Consider the following 15,934-nt stretch of genomic DNA (forward strand, 5'->3'; position numbering starts at 1 on the left):
GTGTCATCGTTGTTGGTTTCTCGCTGGGGACTTGCGCTTTGATAATGTACCATTTATGGCTTGTCTGATTCTTCTACAGAGCGACTGTCTGGCTGGGATATTATTCCTACGCAGGTCCCCTGGGTTATTGCTGAGGTCGAGGCGTTGCAGGGAGGTAAGTTGAGCGAGCGCTTCTGGTATCTCATTGCTGAGGTAGAGGTATTGCAGGTAGGGAAGTTGAGCGAGCGCTTCTGGAATCTTCCTGATTTGGTTATTGCTGAGGTCGAGGCGTACCAGGGAGGTAAGTCGAGCGAGCGCTTCTGGAATCTTCCTGATTTGGTTATTGCTGAGGTAGAGGTCTTCCAGGGAGGTAAGTCGAGCGAGCGCTTCTGGAATCTTCCTGATTTGGTTATTGCTGAGGTCGAGGTCTCTCAGGGAGGTAAGTTGAGCGAGCGCTTCTGGTATCTTCCTGATTTGGTTATTGCTGAGGTAGAGGTCTCTCAGGGAGGTAAGTTGAGCGAGCGCTTCTGGAATCTCGCTGATTTGGTTATGGTTGAGGTCGAGGCGCTGCAGGGAGGTGAGGTGAGCGAGCGCTTCTGGAATCTCGCTGATTTGGTTATGGTTGAGGTCGAGGTCTCCCAGGCGGGTGAGGTGAGCGAGCGCTTCTGGAATCTTCCTGATTTGGTTATTGCTGAGGTCGAGGCTGTACAGGGAGGTAAGTTGAGCGAGTGCTTCTGGAATCTCGCTGATTTGGTTATTGTTGAGGTGGAGGAATCGCAGGAAGGGAAGTTGAGCGAGCGCTTCTGGAATCTCCCTGATTTGGTTATTGCTGAGGTCGAGGCTTTGCAGGGAGGTGAGTTGAGCGAGTGCTTCTGGAATCTCCCTGATTTGGTTATTGCGGAGGATGAGGAATCGCAGGGAGGTGAGGTGAGCGAGCGCTTCTGGAATCTCGCTGATTTGGTTATTGCTGAGGTAGAGGTCTACCAGGGAGGTGAGTTGAGCGAGCGCTTCTGGAATCTCCCTGATTTGGTTATTGCTGAGGTGGAGGTCTCCCAGGCGGGTGAGTCGAGCGAGCGCTTCTGGAATCTCGCTGATTTGGTTATTGCTGAGGTCGAGGTAGAACAGGGAGGTGAGTTGAGCGAGCGCTTCTGGAATCTCCCTGATTTGGTTATTGCTGAGGTGGATGCTTTGCAGGCGGGTGAGTTGAGCGATTTCGGGGGGAATTTCTGTTAAGTTTTTGTTGTACAGATACAACCTCCGCGCTCCTTCGTCCTTTGCCCGTTGAATTAACTCTAATACTTCCTGTGCTGTCATTGACCATCCCCCCGCTACTATATTTACTCCATTTTGGCAAAAGTATCGGGTTAATGCAACTGGTGGTGATCAGCTAGTCCACTGTTAACGGTAATACCAAATCCGTTTTTAATAGTATGATTAACTCCCACACGCGGTTATTCATACATTTGTATCAGTTTGGGGATGACTGATAATTGCTGATTGTCGCTATTTCTGCAAATGTGAGATGCAGCCAGTATGTCAAATGAATAATTATAGAATTCAAGAGAATTTATCCTGAAGACAGGGATTGATAAGGAATAATTTCTTCGAGGGTATTTCCTAACTTTTCCCTCGCTATATCTAACTCATAAACTTTTTGTAAATTCATCCAAATTTCTGCCCCTGTATTAAAAAAACGCCCTAATTTTAAAGCAATATCTCCCGTGATATTTCCTTGTCCCTTGAGAATTTGCTCAAGTTCATTCTCAGAGATATTAATTCTTGTGGCAAGCTGAGAAACATCAAGATTAATTTCCTCTAATTCATCAGCTAAAATTTCACCGGGGTGGATAGGACTTTTCCAATTATTCATCGTGAATTCTCCTTAATGATAATCAACAATTTCAACATTAGTAGCTGCATCATCCCATGAGAAACAAATACGATACTGGTCATTGACACGAATACTATATTGACCGATTCTATCTCCTTTTAAACGTTCTAAGCGGTTACTCGGCAATCCTGCCAATGCTTCTAGTGTATTAGCACTTTCTAAAATACGCAATCTTTTGATCGCTAATCGTTCAATCCCAGAAAACTTTTTAACAAACTGCTTATTATAAAGCTTTTCTGTATCTTTACATCGAAAGCTTTTAATCATGGGTTATTTTTGTCATGTCTAAGGCAATAATTTGATAAATTTAGCTAAATTTATCAACCGTCCCGATAATTACTCAAATTTTTCTCATCTTTTTTTCTCAAACCATGTTTGTAATAATTCCCCCGATTCCTTGGCTAAAATTCCCGCAATTACCGGTAAACGATGGTTAGAAAAAGGACTATCAATAAAATTAGCCACAGTGCGGATAACTCCTGTTTTGGGATCGTCAGCACCGTACACTAATAATCCTAATCTAGCCTGAATGATTGCCCCGGCACACATGGGACAGGGTTCGAGGGTGACGTAGAGGGTACAATCATTTAAGTGCCAATTGCCTAACACTTGACTAGCGGCACGAATCGCCAGAATTTCGGCGTGAGCGGTGGGATCATGGTGTTTTTCCTTGCAATTAGCCCCTTGAGCGATTAAATGTCCCTCTTTATCCACGATAACCGCTCCCACAGGTACATCACCCCGATCCCCCGCAGTTGCCGCTAAATTTAAAGCTAACCGCATCCATTGCCGATGTTTCTCATAGGCTTTTTCATCAATAGACTTTAGATAGTCCCACATTTAGCCAGTAAATTATCTAATTTTTTCTGACCATCCAAAGCATACAAATCATCACAACCACCGATATGTTCATTATTAATAAAAATCTGTGGTACACTGCGTTTACCGTTGGACCGTTCGGCCATGGCTTGACGGGCGCTTTCATCCCCATCAATCTTGTATTCGGTGTATTTTACCCCTTTCCAACCCAGCAACCATTTAGCACGAATACAGTAGGGACAAGTTGCCCAGGTGTAAATTTCCACATTGGCCTTGATATTCTCGTTATAACGCCCAAAAAGCGAGTTAAATAGATTTAGCATCGTTCTTACTAAGTAGTTAGGTGTTAAAAACTGTCAGATGCCCCCCTTATTAAGGGGGGATTAAGGGGGGATCGACACCCCCCTTATTAAGGGGGGATTAAGGAGGGATCGACACCCCCCTTATTAAGGGGGGATCCATCTTCAATTTAATTATAACCAGCTACTTACTCTCCTATTTATCTCTATTTTATGGATTCTGCTACCAAAAAAGCCCAATTACGCAAACAACTAATTACCCAAAGACGATCGCTTCCTAAGCATATTTGGCAAGAAAATAGTCAGCAACTTTGCAAAAATTTACAATCTTTACCCCTCTTTCAGCACGCTAAAACCATTCTCGCTTACTTCAGTTATCGTCAAGAGCCGGATTTAAGTTCCTTATTTTGCCAACACCATCGCTGGGGTTTTCCCCGTTGTGACGGAGATAGCCTGACTTGGCACTGTTGGACTGCCGACGATCCCCTAGAATTAAATCGTTATGGCATCTATGAACCAACAGCGATCGCCCCTCTCATTTTACCGGCTGAAGTGGACTTACTATTAATTCCCGCCGTCGCTTGCGATCGCCAAGGTTATCGCTTAGGTTACGGGGGGGGTTATTTTGATCGTCTCTTACATTCCCCCGAATGGCAAGCTATCCCCTCGATCGGGATTGTCTTTGACTTTGCCTATCTCGATACCCTTCCCCTCGATACTTGGGATCAAAAATTACAGGCAATCTGTACCGAATCGAGAACCGAAATTTTTTAACAATTATTTCCCTATTCCCTCACACCCAATCCCCAAGCTGATCCCTAGAAAGTAACAAGCTGATGGCTGACAGCCGACGGCTGCAAGCTTACACTAAATCCGGTTATTAAAGACTGATTATTTATTCCCCCTTTTGCCTCTTGCCCCCCCGATGTCGGGGGGGGTTGGGGGGGTTGCCTTTTGCCTGTCCTGATATGTAGCCTATACTCAACAGATTTAGTATTATATTAAGTTTTATTGAATCCGATCGACCCTTAAGATAGCTTTGCTAGGATGAAATTCACATCAAGAGATGTTTATAGTAATCACCGGAAAAAGTCAACAGGGAAGCAATGAAACACTTTCACGAACCATGGATTCAAGAATGGTGTCAAGAAAACGGCTGGACAGAGCTATTTCTCGAACGCTACAGTAATTATTGGGCATTCCCTCCCAATGCCGTGATGCCAGAACCAATTCCCACCAAAGTGTTACAAAACATTAAGCGCCAAAAAGGTCTATCCCCTGCCGAAAAACTTTGGTTAGGAGTGGCGATCGGATTGACTTTGACAGCTTTAATTCTCTGTATCACCCTCGCTTGTCCCATGCCTATAGTTCTCGCTTTCGCTTTTGATGCTGTCACCGCAGCGCGATTGGAAGTGGAATATTAACCGGGCAAAAATTGAGCAGCAAAAACCTAAACAGGGGGAGATTTTTCCGAAAGTCTTCCCCTTGACTGCGTTTTTCCAGACAGGGACGATCGATCTGTCTTGAATCAGTAATCGGTGATTAGTGGTCAGTAGGAGAATAGAATATTAAGTGAGCAGTATTCAATGGCAGTTTTCTGCTGTCTTTTCACTGATTACTGTTTACTGTTTACTGGACGGCTACGCCGTGCCTTTGGCAACACTGAAAAGTCCCCATGTCCGAATCTCGTCGCTTACAGTTTACCCCCGATCTGGAAATTTGTCGTATTTTGAACGGAATGTGGCAAGTTTCAGGCGCCCATGGTTCGATCGCACCCCAAAAAGCGATCCCTAGTATGTTCTCCTATCTAGATGCCGGTTTCACCACTTGGGATCTGGCCGATCATTACGGTCCGGCCGAAGATTTTATCGGTGAATTTCGTCGTCAATTAGTCGCCCAAAGGGGCATTGATGCTTTAAATAATCTGCAAGCTTTCACTAAATGGGTTCCCCGTCCGGGTAAAATGACTAAGGAAATAGTCGCAAAAAATATCGCTATTTCCCTACGTCGTATGGATGTGGATAGTCTCGATTTATTGCAGTTTCACTGGTGGGATTATCGCGATAAAAATTATCTAGATGCCTTATATTTTTTAGGAGAATTACAACAGGAAGGCAAAATTAAACACCTAGCATTGACTAATTTCGACACGGAACATTTAAAAATTATTCTCAGCACCGGGATTAAAATAGTCTCCAATCAAGTCCAGTTTTCTCTAATCGATCGCCGTCCCCTCGTCAAAATGGCACAATTTTGCCAAGAACATAACATCTATCTACTCGCCTATGGTACTCTAGCAGGAGGCTTATTAGGGGCAAAATATCTCGGTCATCCTGAACCCAATCCCATGAGTCTCAATACCGCTAGTTTACGGAAATATAAAAACATGATCAATGCTTGGGGAAACTGGCAATTATTCCAAGAATTATTAACCGTTCTTAAAGCGATCGCTGATTCCTATCATGTCACCATTCCTAATGTGGCAGTGCGTTACGTTCTCGAACAAAAAGCCGTAGCTGGGGCAATTATCGGGGTGCGTTTGGGTGTTGCTGAACATATCCAAGAAAATGCCCGTATTTTCGATTTTCAATTATCCCCCCAAGACTATCAAAAAATTGATCATGTCTTGCAAAAATCCCAGGATTTATTGCAGTTAATCGGTGATTGCGGTGATGAGTACCGTCGTTAAGTAGGTAGGTGTTAAAAATTGTCAGCTTTCCCCCCTTATTAAGGGGGATCCCCCCGCCTATCGGCACCCCCCTTATCAAGGGGGGTAGGGGGGATCGGCACACCCCTTATCAAGGACTGATAACTGATAACTGATAACTGAAGACTGATAACTGAAAAGAGGCTAATGATGAGATTTGAACAACCAATCCCCGATGATCCCGCTAATCAATGGCGCTATCAATTAGATCAATTCGTGCAAGAAAATCAACAGGAATTAGCCGGTTTAATGTGGGGTTTACTCTCGGAATGGGGAGAAGATGCCCAAGAAACCCTGGGCATCGATCTTAAACCCCAGCCCCATTTTGTCTGTTGTTCTAGGGAGGCTCTAGAGAAATTAAATCGCAAGGTTAATTGTAAAATTCAAGAGATGCTTGGGATTATTTACCGCTATAATCCCAGGGAAGAAGTGGCTATAGTCGCTATCGGTGATGGTCAGGTAAAATTGATTTATTTTCAACCCGATCTTTCCCCTCCTGAATGTTTTGATCGCCTCGAAGTGGATCTCGATACCCTCATTCAACAGTTAGAGGCCAAAATGCTGGCGGAAATCCAATCTTTCCCAATTTGATGCCGATTGCCAGCGCAAAAAGTTGGCAGGTTGTCCCACCGATAAACCCGCTAATCCGATCGCTTTTCTGGGGGATTCTGTCCCTAAAAGAATCGCCGTTTCTAAATCACATATTCCCCAGTTAACTAAATTGGCTACTCCTTGTAATAAGGGTAAGGTTGTTCCCGCTAAAGTACCGTCAAAAAGTCTTGCTGTTCCCTGTTTAACTTCAATTTCTCTCTCGTCCCAAGGATAGACACCATCTTCTAAACCGATCGGCGCTAAAGCATCACTAACTAAGAAAATTCCTCGATGATAATTACTGGCTTTTAGTAATAATTCTATCATGGTTGGATGGATGTGTTGACCATCGGCAATTAACCCACAATACACCTCGCGATTGATAATTGCTTCCCCTAATAACCCCGGTTGACGATGGTGTAAAGGAGGCATGGCATTAAAGGCATGAGTAACCATTTTTGCCCCCTGTAAAAAGGCTTCTTTTGCTATTTCTTGACTCGCTTGCGAATGTCCTAAACTGACGGTAATCCCTCGATCGCTTAAGTATTTAATCACCATACCGCTACTATCTAATTCTGGGGCTAGGGTAATAATTTTTACGATCGATAAGTAGTCCCCAAAGATTTTATCTACTGTTTCTATACTTGGGTTTAAAAGATATTGGGCCGGATGCGCCCCCCTTTTTTCATAGTTTAAAAATGGTCCCTCTAAATGTACTCCTAAAACCTGCGCGCTCGCTCGATTTTCCTGTTTCTGTTTCTCGATATATTTGGCAATTACTGAGAGGGATTTTTGAAATTTCTCCACAGACGTGGTTACTAAGGTGGGCAGATAACTATCAATGCCCTGATTCTCAAGATAATCGCTAATCTTATCTAACTTTTCTAGATCTGTTATTTCTAAGTCGGGAAATGCTAATCCTAATCCTCCGTTGATCTGTAAATCTACTCCTCCCAACGATAGCCAATCCCCTTCCATATCGATAATCTTTTCCCCTCTTGTCTTTCCCCCCATCTCCGTGATTCTCTCGATCTTTCCCGCAGCATTTATCTCTATTTGTTGTCGATCCTGATGGGCGGGAATTCTAGCGTTAATTAGGGTTATCATAGAAGCAGAAAACTAATTTTTTTTTATTATAATCTCAAAAAAAAACTTTTTTTTTGATAATGCTTGACAAGTGGGCATTTTTTTGAGATACTTTTTTATACAATGGGAATCTTTGCGTTTAATGATATACACTTACGTCCAATTATATAAAAACTCATCATAAAAAAATAATACCATAACCTGTCCGCTCCCTGCCCAGAGATTGCAAAAATACTTTACAAAACAATTAAGTAGGGAGGCACAATTATTTGTAGGATGGGTTAGCGGTAGCGTAACCCATGCGGTAGTTGGGTTTCATGCTTCAACCCAACCTAAGTTCATCTTATATTTAATTCCACCCACCTACTTACAGCCTTTCTCCCGCAGTTCCGGCGTTCCCCAAAACCAGTGACTGTCAGAAGGAAAAGCTTGTCCTATAATAAAATTAAGACCTTATAAAAACTACTTTTTTAGCGATAAAAGAGTAGCAATCTCAGCAATTAGAGAGGGGTGTGTGTTTTTTAAAAAAATAGGGAAACAGACTCAAGAACCGCGTCGTATTATTATCGGAGATGTGCATGGCAGTTTTCAGACACTTTTGCGACTATTAAACCGAGTTGCTCCCGATAGTGAGGATGAGGTTTATTTTCTGGGGGATTTAATCGATCGAGGACAGCAGAGCTTGGAAGTGGTGGATTTTGTCATCAAAAATAACTACCAATGTCTCCTAGGAAATCATGAATATATGCTCTTAAAAGCTCTGGCAGGAAAAGAAGTTTCTGAAAAATGGTTTAACGGCTGGATCGAGAGTGGCGGGGCGGCGACACTACTAAGTTATAATAACAATATACCCGCCGAGCATATTAATTGGTTTCAATCCCTACCCGCTTATTTAGACCTAGGAGATATTTGGTTAGTTCATGCGGGAGTACAACCAGAATATCCCCTTGAACAGCAAACAAACGAGCAGTTTTGTTGGATTAGAAACGAATTTCATGCCATGACCCAACCCTATTTCAAGGATAAACTAATTATCACAGGTCATACTTTAACCTTTACCTTTCCCGATGTCAAACCGGGACAACTAGCTCGCGGCAGCGGTTGGCTAGACATTGAAACTGGGGTTTATCATCCTCAAAGTGGTTGGTTAACTGCTTTAGATTGGACAAATCAATTAGTTTATCAAGTGCAGTCTCAAAATAAAAATTGTCGCACGATCCCTTTAGAAAAAGCGGTGGTTAATCTAGACCTTGACAAGATTTCTCGCTACTTCTCCCGGGAAAGCTCATCTAAATTGCTGAATATTGAATGGTGATCGGAAAAGAGAAGCGATAAAATCGGAAGGATCGGTTAAAATAGTTGATAATCTGATTAATACCCTTTTCTAATGACCCTTGCACTCTTATACCAAGCCTTCATCGAAACAATTCAACATCCTGACCCTGAGATAAATCTAGCTCGGGCAGCCCTACAAATAGCCAATTTTGAATATCCGCGCCTCAATATTGATCACTATTTAAATAGAATAAATTTAATGGCTGAGGAGGTAAAAAAACGTTTACCCGATAGATTATATCCTTTAAAAATAGTCAAGATTATCAATCAATATTTGTTTGAAGATTTACAATTTACCGGTAATACCCAAGAATACTATGACCCCCGCAATAGCTACTTAAATGACGTAATCGATCGCCGCACTGGTATTCCGCTCACTCTCTCGATTATCTATTTAGAGATTGCCAAACAGATCGATTTTCCCATGGTAGGAATTGGTATGCCGGGCCATTTTATTATCCGTCCCGATTTCGAGGAAGTAGAAATTTTTGTCGATCCCTTTCACGGTGGTGAAATCTTATTTAAACAGGACTGTCAAGAAAGATTAAGTCAGGTTTATCAACAGCCAGTTAAATTAGAAGAACATTTTCTCAATATTGCTACCAATCAGCAAATTTTGTTACGTTTGTTGACTAATTTAAAATATATTTACCTGAATCGTCAACAATGGTCTCAGACAATTCGGACAATAGATCTGCTACTTTTGCTCATTCCTAATCATCCCTTAGAGCTGCGCGATCGAGGTTTAGTTTACTATCAAATTGGACAACTCAGCCAAGCGCAACAGGATTTAGGCTTCTATCTCGCTCTCCTACCCAACGCTCAAGATGCCGAATCCATTCGACAATTATTGCAAAAAATTAACTCTTAAGTCGCCAATCAGTTATCAGTTATCAGTTAACGGTATTAAATGAGGAGTATTAAATGAGATTAATAGTGCTGTCTTTTCACTGATTACTGATTACTGATTCCTGTTCACTGAAAAATCCCCCCAACCCCTTACTGATAACTGATAACTAAGATGACTATTAGCCCTTCCGTAACCGCAAAAAAACTCAAAATCGGTCAACTGCGAAAAGTCCATCATATCGCTTTCAACGTCAAAGATATGGAGGCTTCTCGTCATTTTTATGGGGAAATATTAGGATTAGAGGAATTAGTGGGGGAAAAAATTCCCAGTACCTTAAAAGAATTAGTTGCCCAGGGAAAAGTGGCCAATTTTATCACCCCCGATGGTACAGTAATTGACCTATTTGGGGAACCAGATTTAAACCCTCCCGACGACAATCCCGAAATCGCTTTTACCCGTGCCAACCATTTAGCCTTCGATATTGCCCCCGAATGCTTCGATTTTGCCCTAGAAGTGCTACAAAGTCAGGGAATTACTATTGCTAGTGGACCCGTGACCCGTCCGACTGGCAGGGGGGTTTACTTCTACGATCCCGATGGCTTTATCGTCGAAATTCGCTGTGATCCCGCATTTTAACGACTCAGAGGACGAAAACTGCCACTAAAAACCAGAAAAGTTAGGATAATCGCTAATATAATCGCCGTTATCGCAATTAGAGGCAGAGAAATCTGTTTAACAGCGATCGCCAAAAAAGCCCAGATAAACACCCCGATAAAAGCCCGATCTTTTCGGTTTAAACCGACTAAAATCGCGATTATCGCCCCGATAAGCAGAATTATTACCGTCCAGATCTGGTCAGTTAGACCCCATCGCTGCCAGTCGATCCAATCTAGCACCGAAGCGACATTGACAATCGTGGCCACGCTAATCCAAGCGAAATAAATACTAATAGGAGCATTAACTAATAAACCCTGTTTACGATTGACAATCAAGCGATTAATTTCTAAGCGAAGATAAAGCCGGATGAGAGGGATTAAAATGCCTAGCATTGCCAGTAAAGACAGGGTAAAAAAACGTAATTGAAAGAGAATTACCCAGAGAATCTGACAAGCACTAGCGATGGCTAATTCGTAGCCTAACCGACGCAAACGTGGTTCAGTTTTATTAAAAGCCAAAGCTTGGTAAATTCCCAGACTAATTAAACCCAGATAAATTAATCCCCAGATCGCAAAAGCATAATTAGCGGGAATAATTAAGACATCTTGAAAAACTGTATTCGAGATAGCCCCGATATTTTCGCCCTTAAGAGGAAAAATATTAGCGAAAATATTGGTAATAAAAGCCCCTAGAATAGCAAATAAATTTAGTTCTTGTCGGAGACGATCTCGATCAAAATTCATAGGTCAATCAAAGACAGAAAACATCATTTCGCCCTGGGCGGCCAATTGCCCATCGACTCTTGCTTCCCCTTGCATTTTAGCAATTTTATTCATCTTGAAGGATAATAATTCCACCGTCATAATTAATTGATCTCCCGGCACCACAGGACGACGAAAACGGGTTTTATCAATGCCAGCGAAGGCAAAAAATTTCCCTTTCATCCCAGGTAATTGGGTCAAAATCACTCCCCCCACTTGGGCCATGGATTCAACAATTAACACCCCCGGCATCAAGGGACGATTGGGAATATGACCGGGAAAAAAAGGCTCGTTGATCGTGACATTTTTTAGGCCAACGGCCTTTTGACCAGGTACATAGTCAATAATGCGATCAACTAGGGCAAAGGGATAACGATGGGGCAGTAGTTGGCGAATTTCCTCGACGGTAAAGGTAGTTTTTATGACTGGTTCCAACTCGGTTAAGGCTTCGGTAACGATGGTCATGCAAGTCAAAAATTACAAGTGAGATTAGACATTATCTCACAATCAGTTATCAGTTATCAGTTATCAGTTATCAGTGATCACTGATCAGATGAACGTAGGTTGGGTTGAAGCATGAAACCCAACGCCAGCATAGTTTACGCTACCGCTAACCCATCCTACAAATAATTGTGCCTCCCTACTTAGCTTAACCAATTAGGTTTTAGATTCGATCCTTGTTATCAGTGATCAGTTCACTGTTTACTGTTGACTGGAAATGGCTGACAGCCTTTTTAGTTGGGCATTTCAGTTAAACGAGCATTTTGATAATAATGGCTGAGAATGCGATCATAAGTCACCCCTTGGTCGGCGAGGGAAAAAGCGCCCCATTGACTTAAACCGATCCCATGACCGAAACCGCGACCATTAATGGCAAAAGTACCGTTATCAGCTGAAATCGTGAATAGGGTACTACGCAGCTCGAGTATTCGCCGTAATTGGGTATCAGAGATTAATTTAGAGCCTTGATCGCCTACTACACGCATTCTAATCACTCGTCCGTGGGGAGTGGTCCTTTCGGGAGATAGCGATCGCACGCGACCGACACCACCGATTAAACGGCCTAATTCCCAGGCGCTAAAGTTTTTTGACCATTGAAATACCGGGGCGACTTGATCGTAATCGATGACACCGCGCAGGTAGGGTAAGGGGGAATTCCAAACATCCTCGACATTTTCCGTATGGCCCCCAGAGGAGGAGTGAAACACCGCTAGAATCGGTTTGCCGTTGAAACTCATAATTTGTCCGGCGGTGGCCTTAACTGCCTCGTGGGTGCTAGTAAACTCGCTTTCTAGACCCTTATAAACTTGGGTGCGGGTGGTAGTATCAAGATCGTAGATGCGATTGCCGGAAGTATTCATTTGGTAGAGAGCATAGGTGCGCGCCGCCACGGATTGGGCTTTTAAGGCCTCTTGCGGCCAGGAGGGAATCGCCTCCGCACCGACGACACTATAGAGATATTCCTCTAAATCGACTAAATTTAGGGCTGTCACCCCAGAACCTTGCCGAATGATCCTTGTCCGTCCTCGATACCAGCGATCGTTAATCCAGACGTAACCATCATTCTCCGGTTCGATGAGCAATTGACTGGCCTGCCAATCGGCCAAACCCACCGCTTTTCCTCTGGGATTAGCATTGAGGGCATTCATGGCGGTTAATTCTCCTAGGACTCTCCCGGCCCCATCTTTCACCACAGCATCGGTGGAACTACCCACGGAGACGGCGCTAACACCTTTACTGATGGCAATGCGTAATTCGACAGCAGCTTGGACTGGAGCGATAATCAAAGCCCAAAACACTAGGATGAGCCAGCTATGGGCAGGCAGGCGCTGCAGGTAACTGCTCAGCAGCCTTGCTGTGTGTTTATTGGTCATGGGGATCGGACTCCTCACACAATCGATCGATAATCAATTTTACCCGGACTGGGATTTTTTTGCTACTCCGGTTCGGAAAAATTTTTCCCCTGTCACTTTTTCCCGATTGTCTGACAATTTTTCTGTCCTCTAGCCCCTGAATAGGCAAATCGTCTTATTTTCTCCGATTAATCGGGATTTATTCGGTTTAGTCGATTATTCTAAGTAGGGAGGCGTTAAAAATTATCATATGCCCCCCTTATCAAGGGGGGATTAAGGGGGGATCGGCACCCCCCTTATCAAAGGGGGATTAAGGGTAGGGTTGATTCATGAATCAACCCTACTATGAATAAACCCTAGGATTAAGGGGGGATCAAAGACAAAATCCATCCTCAATTTAATTATAACCACTTACTTAATTAGTCCAGCAAAGAGTGGACAATCGCCAATTCTTGCCGCCAAACTAGCAGGGATTTCTCCCAAGCTAGTTCCCATTTTTGCGCTAAAAAAGGTCGAGTATTTTTGCCCAAATTATAGGCGAGGACAATCTCTTCCCAGAGAGAGGCTAAGGAAAGTGGCGAAGAAAATAAAGCTCCGAATAATCCCCCTAAAATTATGACAATAGCTAGAGGGCGACGAGTTTGACTTAATTCAAAAGCTTTCAGTTGCAATTCTCCCATGCCATCGACACCAAAACCCGTGACTATATGCCAGATATCGTGAGTTTGCCGTAGGCGAAGCAGCAGATAATCTGTATCAGAATTGACCTGAATAGACCGATAAAAATTAGGATCGAAATTGAGACTAATTAGGTGAGTAGCATAATGATAACCTAGGGAATCTTCCGGGAGTTTTAGCAGGGTTTCTAAACAGGGACTAGCGGCTAGATATCTTTGGGCAATTATTTGAGCGGTAGCTCGATCGCTTTTAACATATTGCAAAGATAATCGCTGTAACCAACTCTCTTTTAAGCCATCTTCAATATCATATACAGACGGAATGTTACTAGGATTTTGTAAAAGAGAAATTATTCCTTTGGTCACACCGATGAGATTAGTTGTGAATAGCATATAAACTCTCCTAAGTCAGAAAAAAGAGTTAGAATAATCGAAAAAACTGATAACCAATAACTGAGAAAAACTACTCCTTATAAGGATCGTACTGAGTCAAGATCCGTTCTAACTTTACTTCGTCAATGCGATTAATTAAGCGTTTAGATTCTTCGACATCGCGGACAGTTTTTGATAGATTAATGGTGGAACCGACGCTAAATAGTAAACCCATGCCTAAATAACCTTTAATCCACGGATCTACCGGCAGATAAATAACTCCTAAAGAAGTGGCAGAAATAGAGACAATAAAAGATAACCAAGTTTGAAAAATCCACGCTTGAGTATGACTGGGAGCAGTACCGTATTTTTTATCGTTCATAATCGTCTCCTAAATGTTTCTGGAACCATTCTGTCGGTTCTAGAGGTGCAACAACAATGAGCGCTATCTAGTAGGGGGAGGGTTGAGAACTTGGGTGAAGTGGGGTGAAGTGGGGTGAAGTATAAAGTATAATCGTTGTCAGAATCTAGGAGCAAAAAGATGGAGATTAAACATCTGAAAATTTGGTTTTCTTGGGAAAAACAAGAACAAATGATCGAGTGCTTGGTGGGGAGAGTGGGATTAACCCGGGTGCGTGCCACTTGTTTTCTGCGTCTCTGGATTTATGCGATCGCCAAGGAAGGACAGGCAAAACCCCCTTTATCCCAGTTAATTTTTCCCACCACTGCCATTATCTGTACCCATCGGCAAGCATCGGATTTATTTTATCAGGATCAGGATCAGGGCAGCGATCGCTCTGCCGGTATGATGTTAGATAAATTAGCAGCCCTTGGTTTAATTGAAAAAATTTTTGACGGCAACACAACCAGAATTAAAATCAAGCCAATTACGGGGATTTTAGAGCCTGATAGCTCAGAATCATCTGTAGAATTGCAATTAGATCAATTTAATCCCCGTTGTGATGCGATTCCTGTGGCTAACTTGCTGACACGCAATTATAACTGGATGAATCGCAATGCTGAAGCAATTCCCCATCGCATTTCTCGTCTGTTGCGGGGTTGGGCAAAAGATTACACTACAGGTATGCGAGTTTTGCGTCGGGTAGATAATCTTAATCCCGTCGGTTTTTATCTCCTCTATCCCACCGCAAACGAGTCGGAAGCCAATTTTTTTACCTCTCCTAACAAGAGTTTACATCTAAGTGCGATCAACGAACAGGACCCTTTTAAAATGGCATCCGTGGGAGATGAAAATTGTCTTTCGGTATTTATTCGCAGTTGGATGATTGATGCTAATTATTTAGATAAATATCGTTTAATTTTTCTGCAAGATGCCCAAAAAACTCTCCAGAGAATGACCTTAGATTTTCCTAATCTCTGCGATTTACATACTTTGATTATTCATCCCGATTATGAGAAATTAGCCGCCGCCTTGGGATTTCAAAAAACTATTCAGGAATCCCCAAACTCTATTTATTGGATGTATTTAGGACTCGATCGCTTTTTATCCCTAGATATGAGTGCAATTCAATTTTAATCGGGAGTGGGGAGTAGGGGGAAAAATCCATAACTGGGTTTTTGAAATTCGATCGAGAGTTAGTGGTAATATTAAAAGCGGATTTGGTATAACATCTTGTCAATAAGTAAGTAGTTATAATTAAATAGAAGATAGATTTTGCCTCTGATCCCCCCTGCCCTCCTTGATAAGGGGGGTGCCGATAGGCGGGGGGCTATCCCTTGATACGGGGGGTGCCGCTCGGCGGGGGGATATCCCTTGCTAACGGGGGGGCCGAGCGGCGGGGGGATAGCCCTGTATACGGGGGGTGCCGATCGGCGGGGGGATATCCCTTGATACGGGGGGTGCCGATCGGCGGGGGGATATCCCTTGATAATGGTAGTGCCGATCCCCCCTTAATCCCCCCTTGATAAGCTATCCATTAGTCACATCTTTCTTAACATAAAATTTGACAAAAAGAGAAAAGTGTGCCAGATGGCTCAAGGGGGTTCTATGGGGGAACTAATTTGATGAGATAGTTTCCAAGTCTCGCTGATATCAT

The 15,934-nt window shown here is 43.0% G+C and carries 18 protein-coding genes and 1 pseudogene; 8 read left to right on the top strand and 11 right to left on the bottom strand.

Translation table 11 applies throughout. The annotated features are described in order from the left end of the window. Window positions 1-123: 123 nt before the first annotated feature. From O9295_RS00780 to grxC, 5 genes and pseudogenes are all read right to left on the bottom strand, one after another. A pseudogene (locus O9295_RS00780) lies at window positions 124-1,293 on the bottom strand (leucine-rich repeat protein); the annotation flags it as partial. Between the two features lie 253 nt (window positions 1,294-1,546). Next, window positions 1,547-1,849 (bottom strand): HigA family addiction module antitoxin, encoded by a 303-nt coding sequence (locus tag O9295_RS00785; protein ID WP_190381405.1) that lies wholly within the window; start codon window positions 1,847-1,849, stop codon window positions 1,547-1,549. A 12-nt stretch (window positions 1,850-1,861) separates the two neighbouring features. Then, window positions 1,862-2,137 carry a type II toxin-antitoxin system RelE/ParE family toxin gene (locus O9295_RS00790; RefSeq protein ID WP_002762339.1) on the bottom strand — a complete coding sequence of 92 codons (276 nt, stop codon included), beginning with the start codon at window positions 2,135-2,137 and terminating at the stop codon, window positions 1,862-1,864. Window positions 2,138-2,221: 84 nt separating this feature from the next. Next, window positions 2,222-2,710: a tRNA adenosine(34) deaminase TadA gene (gene tadA / locus O9295_RS00795; protein ID WP_288030970.1), complete on the bottom strand. Its 489-nt coding sequence runs from the start codon at window positions 2,708-2,710 to the stop codon at window positions 2,222-2,224. Beyond that, entirely contained in the window at window positions 2,695-3,012 is a 318-nt protein-coding gene (gene grxC, locus O9295_RS00800) for a glutaredoxin 3 (protein WP_002751734.1), read from the bottom strand. Before grxC ends, tadA begins: the two co-directional genes overlap by 16 nt. 189 nt (window positions 3,013-3,201) lie before the next feature. On the opposite strand from grxC, the gene O9295_RS00805 reads away from it, so the two are divergent. The 4 genes from O9295_RS00805 to ccmS all read left to right on the top strand — a co-directional run bounded on the left by O9295_RS00805 (window position 3,202) and on the right by ccmS (window position 6,286). Further along, on the top strand, window positions 3,202-3,762 hold the full coding sequence (locus tag O9295_RS00805; RefSeq protein WP_046660513.1) for a 5-formyltetrahydrofolate cyclo-ligase: 561 nt from the start codon (window positions 3,202-3,204) through the stop codon (window positions 3,760-3,762). 332 nt (window positions 3,763-4,094) lie between these two features. Further along, on the top strand, window positions 4,095-4,412 hold the full coding sequence (locus tag O9295_RS00810; protein WP_002762345.1) for a slr1957 family protein: 318 nt from the start codon (window positions 4,095-4,097) through the stop codon (window positions 4,410-4,412). Between the two features lie 251 nt (window positions 4,413-4,663). Further along, window positions 4,664-5,677, top strand: a complete 1,014-nt coding sequence (locus O9295_RS00815) for an aldo/keto reductase (RefSeq protein WP_061430636.1) — start codon at window positions 4,664-4,666, stop codon at window positions 5,675-5,677. Window positions 5,678-5,845: 168 nt separating this feature from the next. Beyond that, on the top strand, window positions 5,846-6,286 hold the full coding sequence (gene ccmS / locus O9295_RS00820; protein ID WP_043999379.1) for a beta-carboxysome assembly chaperone CcmS: 441 nt from the start codon (window positions 5,846-5,848) through the stop codon (window positions 6,284-6,286). On the opposite strand, the gene nagA is transcribed toward ccmS, so the two are convergent. After that, window positions 6,242-7,393, bottom strand: a complete 1,152-nt coding sequence (gene nagA, locus O9295_RS00825) for an N-acetylglucosamine-6-phosphate deacetylase (protein ID WP_287972366.1) — start codon at window positions 7,391-7,393, stop codon at window positions 6,242-6,244. The two genes, ccmS and nagA, sit on opposite strands and share 45 nt — an antisense overlap. A gap of 493 nt (window positions 7,394-7,886) precedes the next feature. Between nagA and O9295_RS00830 the strand changes: the two genes are divergently transcribed. From O9295_RS00830 to O9295_RS00840, 3 genes are all read left to right on the top strand, one after another. Then, complete coding sequence (locus O9295_RS00830) at window positions 7,887-8,687, top strand: metallophosphoesterase family protein (protein ID WP_012268026.1); 801 nt, start codon at window positions 7,887-7,889, stop codon at window positions 8,685-8,687. A gap of 72 nt (window positions 8,688-8,759) precedes the next feature. Beyond that, on the top strand, window positions 8,760-9,578 hold the full coding sequence (locus O9295_RS00835) for a SirB1 family protein (protein WP_002796489.1): 819 nt from the start codon (window positions 8,760-8,762) through the stop codon (window positions 9,576-9,578). A gap of 150 nt (window positions 9,579-9,728) precedes the next feature. Further along, the gene (locus O9295_RS00840) at window positions 9,729-10,193 is read left to right on the top strand and encodes a VOC family protein (protein ID WP_002796487.1); all 465 of its coding nucleotides are present in this window, start codon (window positions 9,729-9,731) and stop codon (window positions 10,191-10,193) included. Here O9295_RS00840 and O9295_RS00845 read toward each other — a convergent pair. The 5 genes from O9295_RS00845 to O9295_RS00865 form a co-directional block, all read right to left on the bottom strand. After that, on the bottom strand, window positions 10,190-10,957 hold the full coding sequence (locus O9295_RS00845; RefSeq protein WP_288030974.1) for a TspO-related membrane protein: 768 nt from the start codon (window positions 10,955-10,957) through the stop codon (window positions 10,190-10,192). The genes O9295_RS00840 and O9295_RS00845 overlap by 4 nt on opposite strands. A 3-nt stretch (window positions 10,958-10,960) precedes the next feature. Continuing rightward, entirely contained in the window at window positions 10,961-11,440 is a 480-nt protein-coding gene (gene fabZ, locus O9295_RS00850) for a 3-hydroxyacyl-ACP dehydratase FabZ (RefSeq protein WP_002796485.1), read from the bottom strand. 269 nt (window positions 11,441-11,709) lie between these two features. Then, entirely contained in the window at window positions 11,710-12,849 is a 1,140-nt protein-coding gene (locus O9295_RS00855; protein ID WP_288030978.1) for a SpoIID/LytB domain-containing protein, read from the bottom strand. A 398-nt stretch (window positions 12,850-13,247) separates the two neighbouring features. Next, complete coding sequence (locus O9295_RS00860; RefSeq protein ID WP_288030981.1) at window positions 13,248-13,898, bottom strand: Coq4 family protein; 651 nt, start codon at window positions 13,896-13,898, stop codon at window positions 13,248-13,250. Window positions 13,899-13,968: 70 nt separating this feature from the next. Continuing rightward, the gene (locus O9295_RS00865; protein WP_002758035.1) at window positions 13,969-14,259 is read right to left on the bottom strand and encodes a YiaA/YiaB family inner membrane protein; all 291 of its coding nucleotides are present in this window, start codon (window positions 14,257-14,259) and stop codon (window positions 13,969-13,971) included. A gap of 159 nt (window positions 14,260-14,418) precedes the next feature. Here O9295_RS00865 and O9295_RS00870 point away from each other — a divergent pair, with 159 nt between their 5' ends. Next, window positions 14,419-15,414, top strand: a complete 996-nt coding sequence (locus O9295_RS00870) for a hypothetical protein (RefSeq protein WP_288030983.1) — start codon at window positions 14,419-14,421, stop codon at window positions 15,412-15,414. The last annotated feature ends 520 nt before the right edge of the window (window positions 15,415-15,934 follow it).

The organism is Microcystis sp. LE18-22.4A, assembly GCF_027531105.1.
Classification (GTDB): Bacteria; Cyanobacteriota; Cyanobacteriia; order Cyanobacteriales; family Microcystaceae; genus Microcystis; species Microcystis aeruginosa.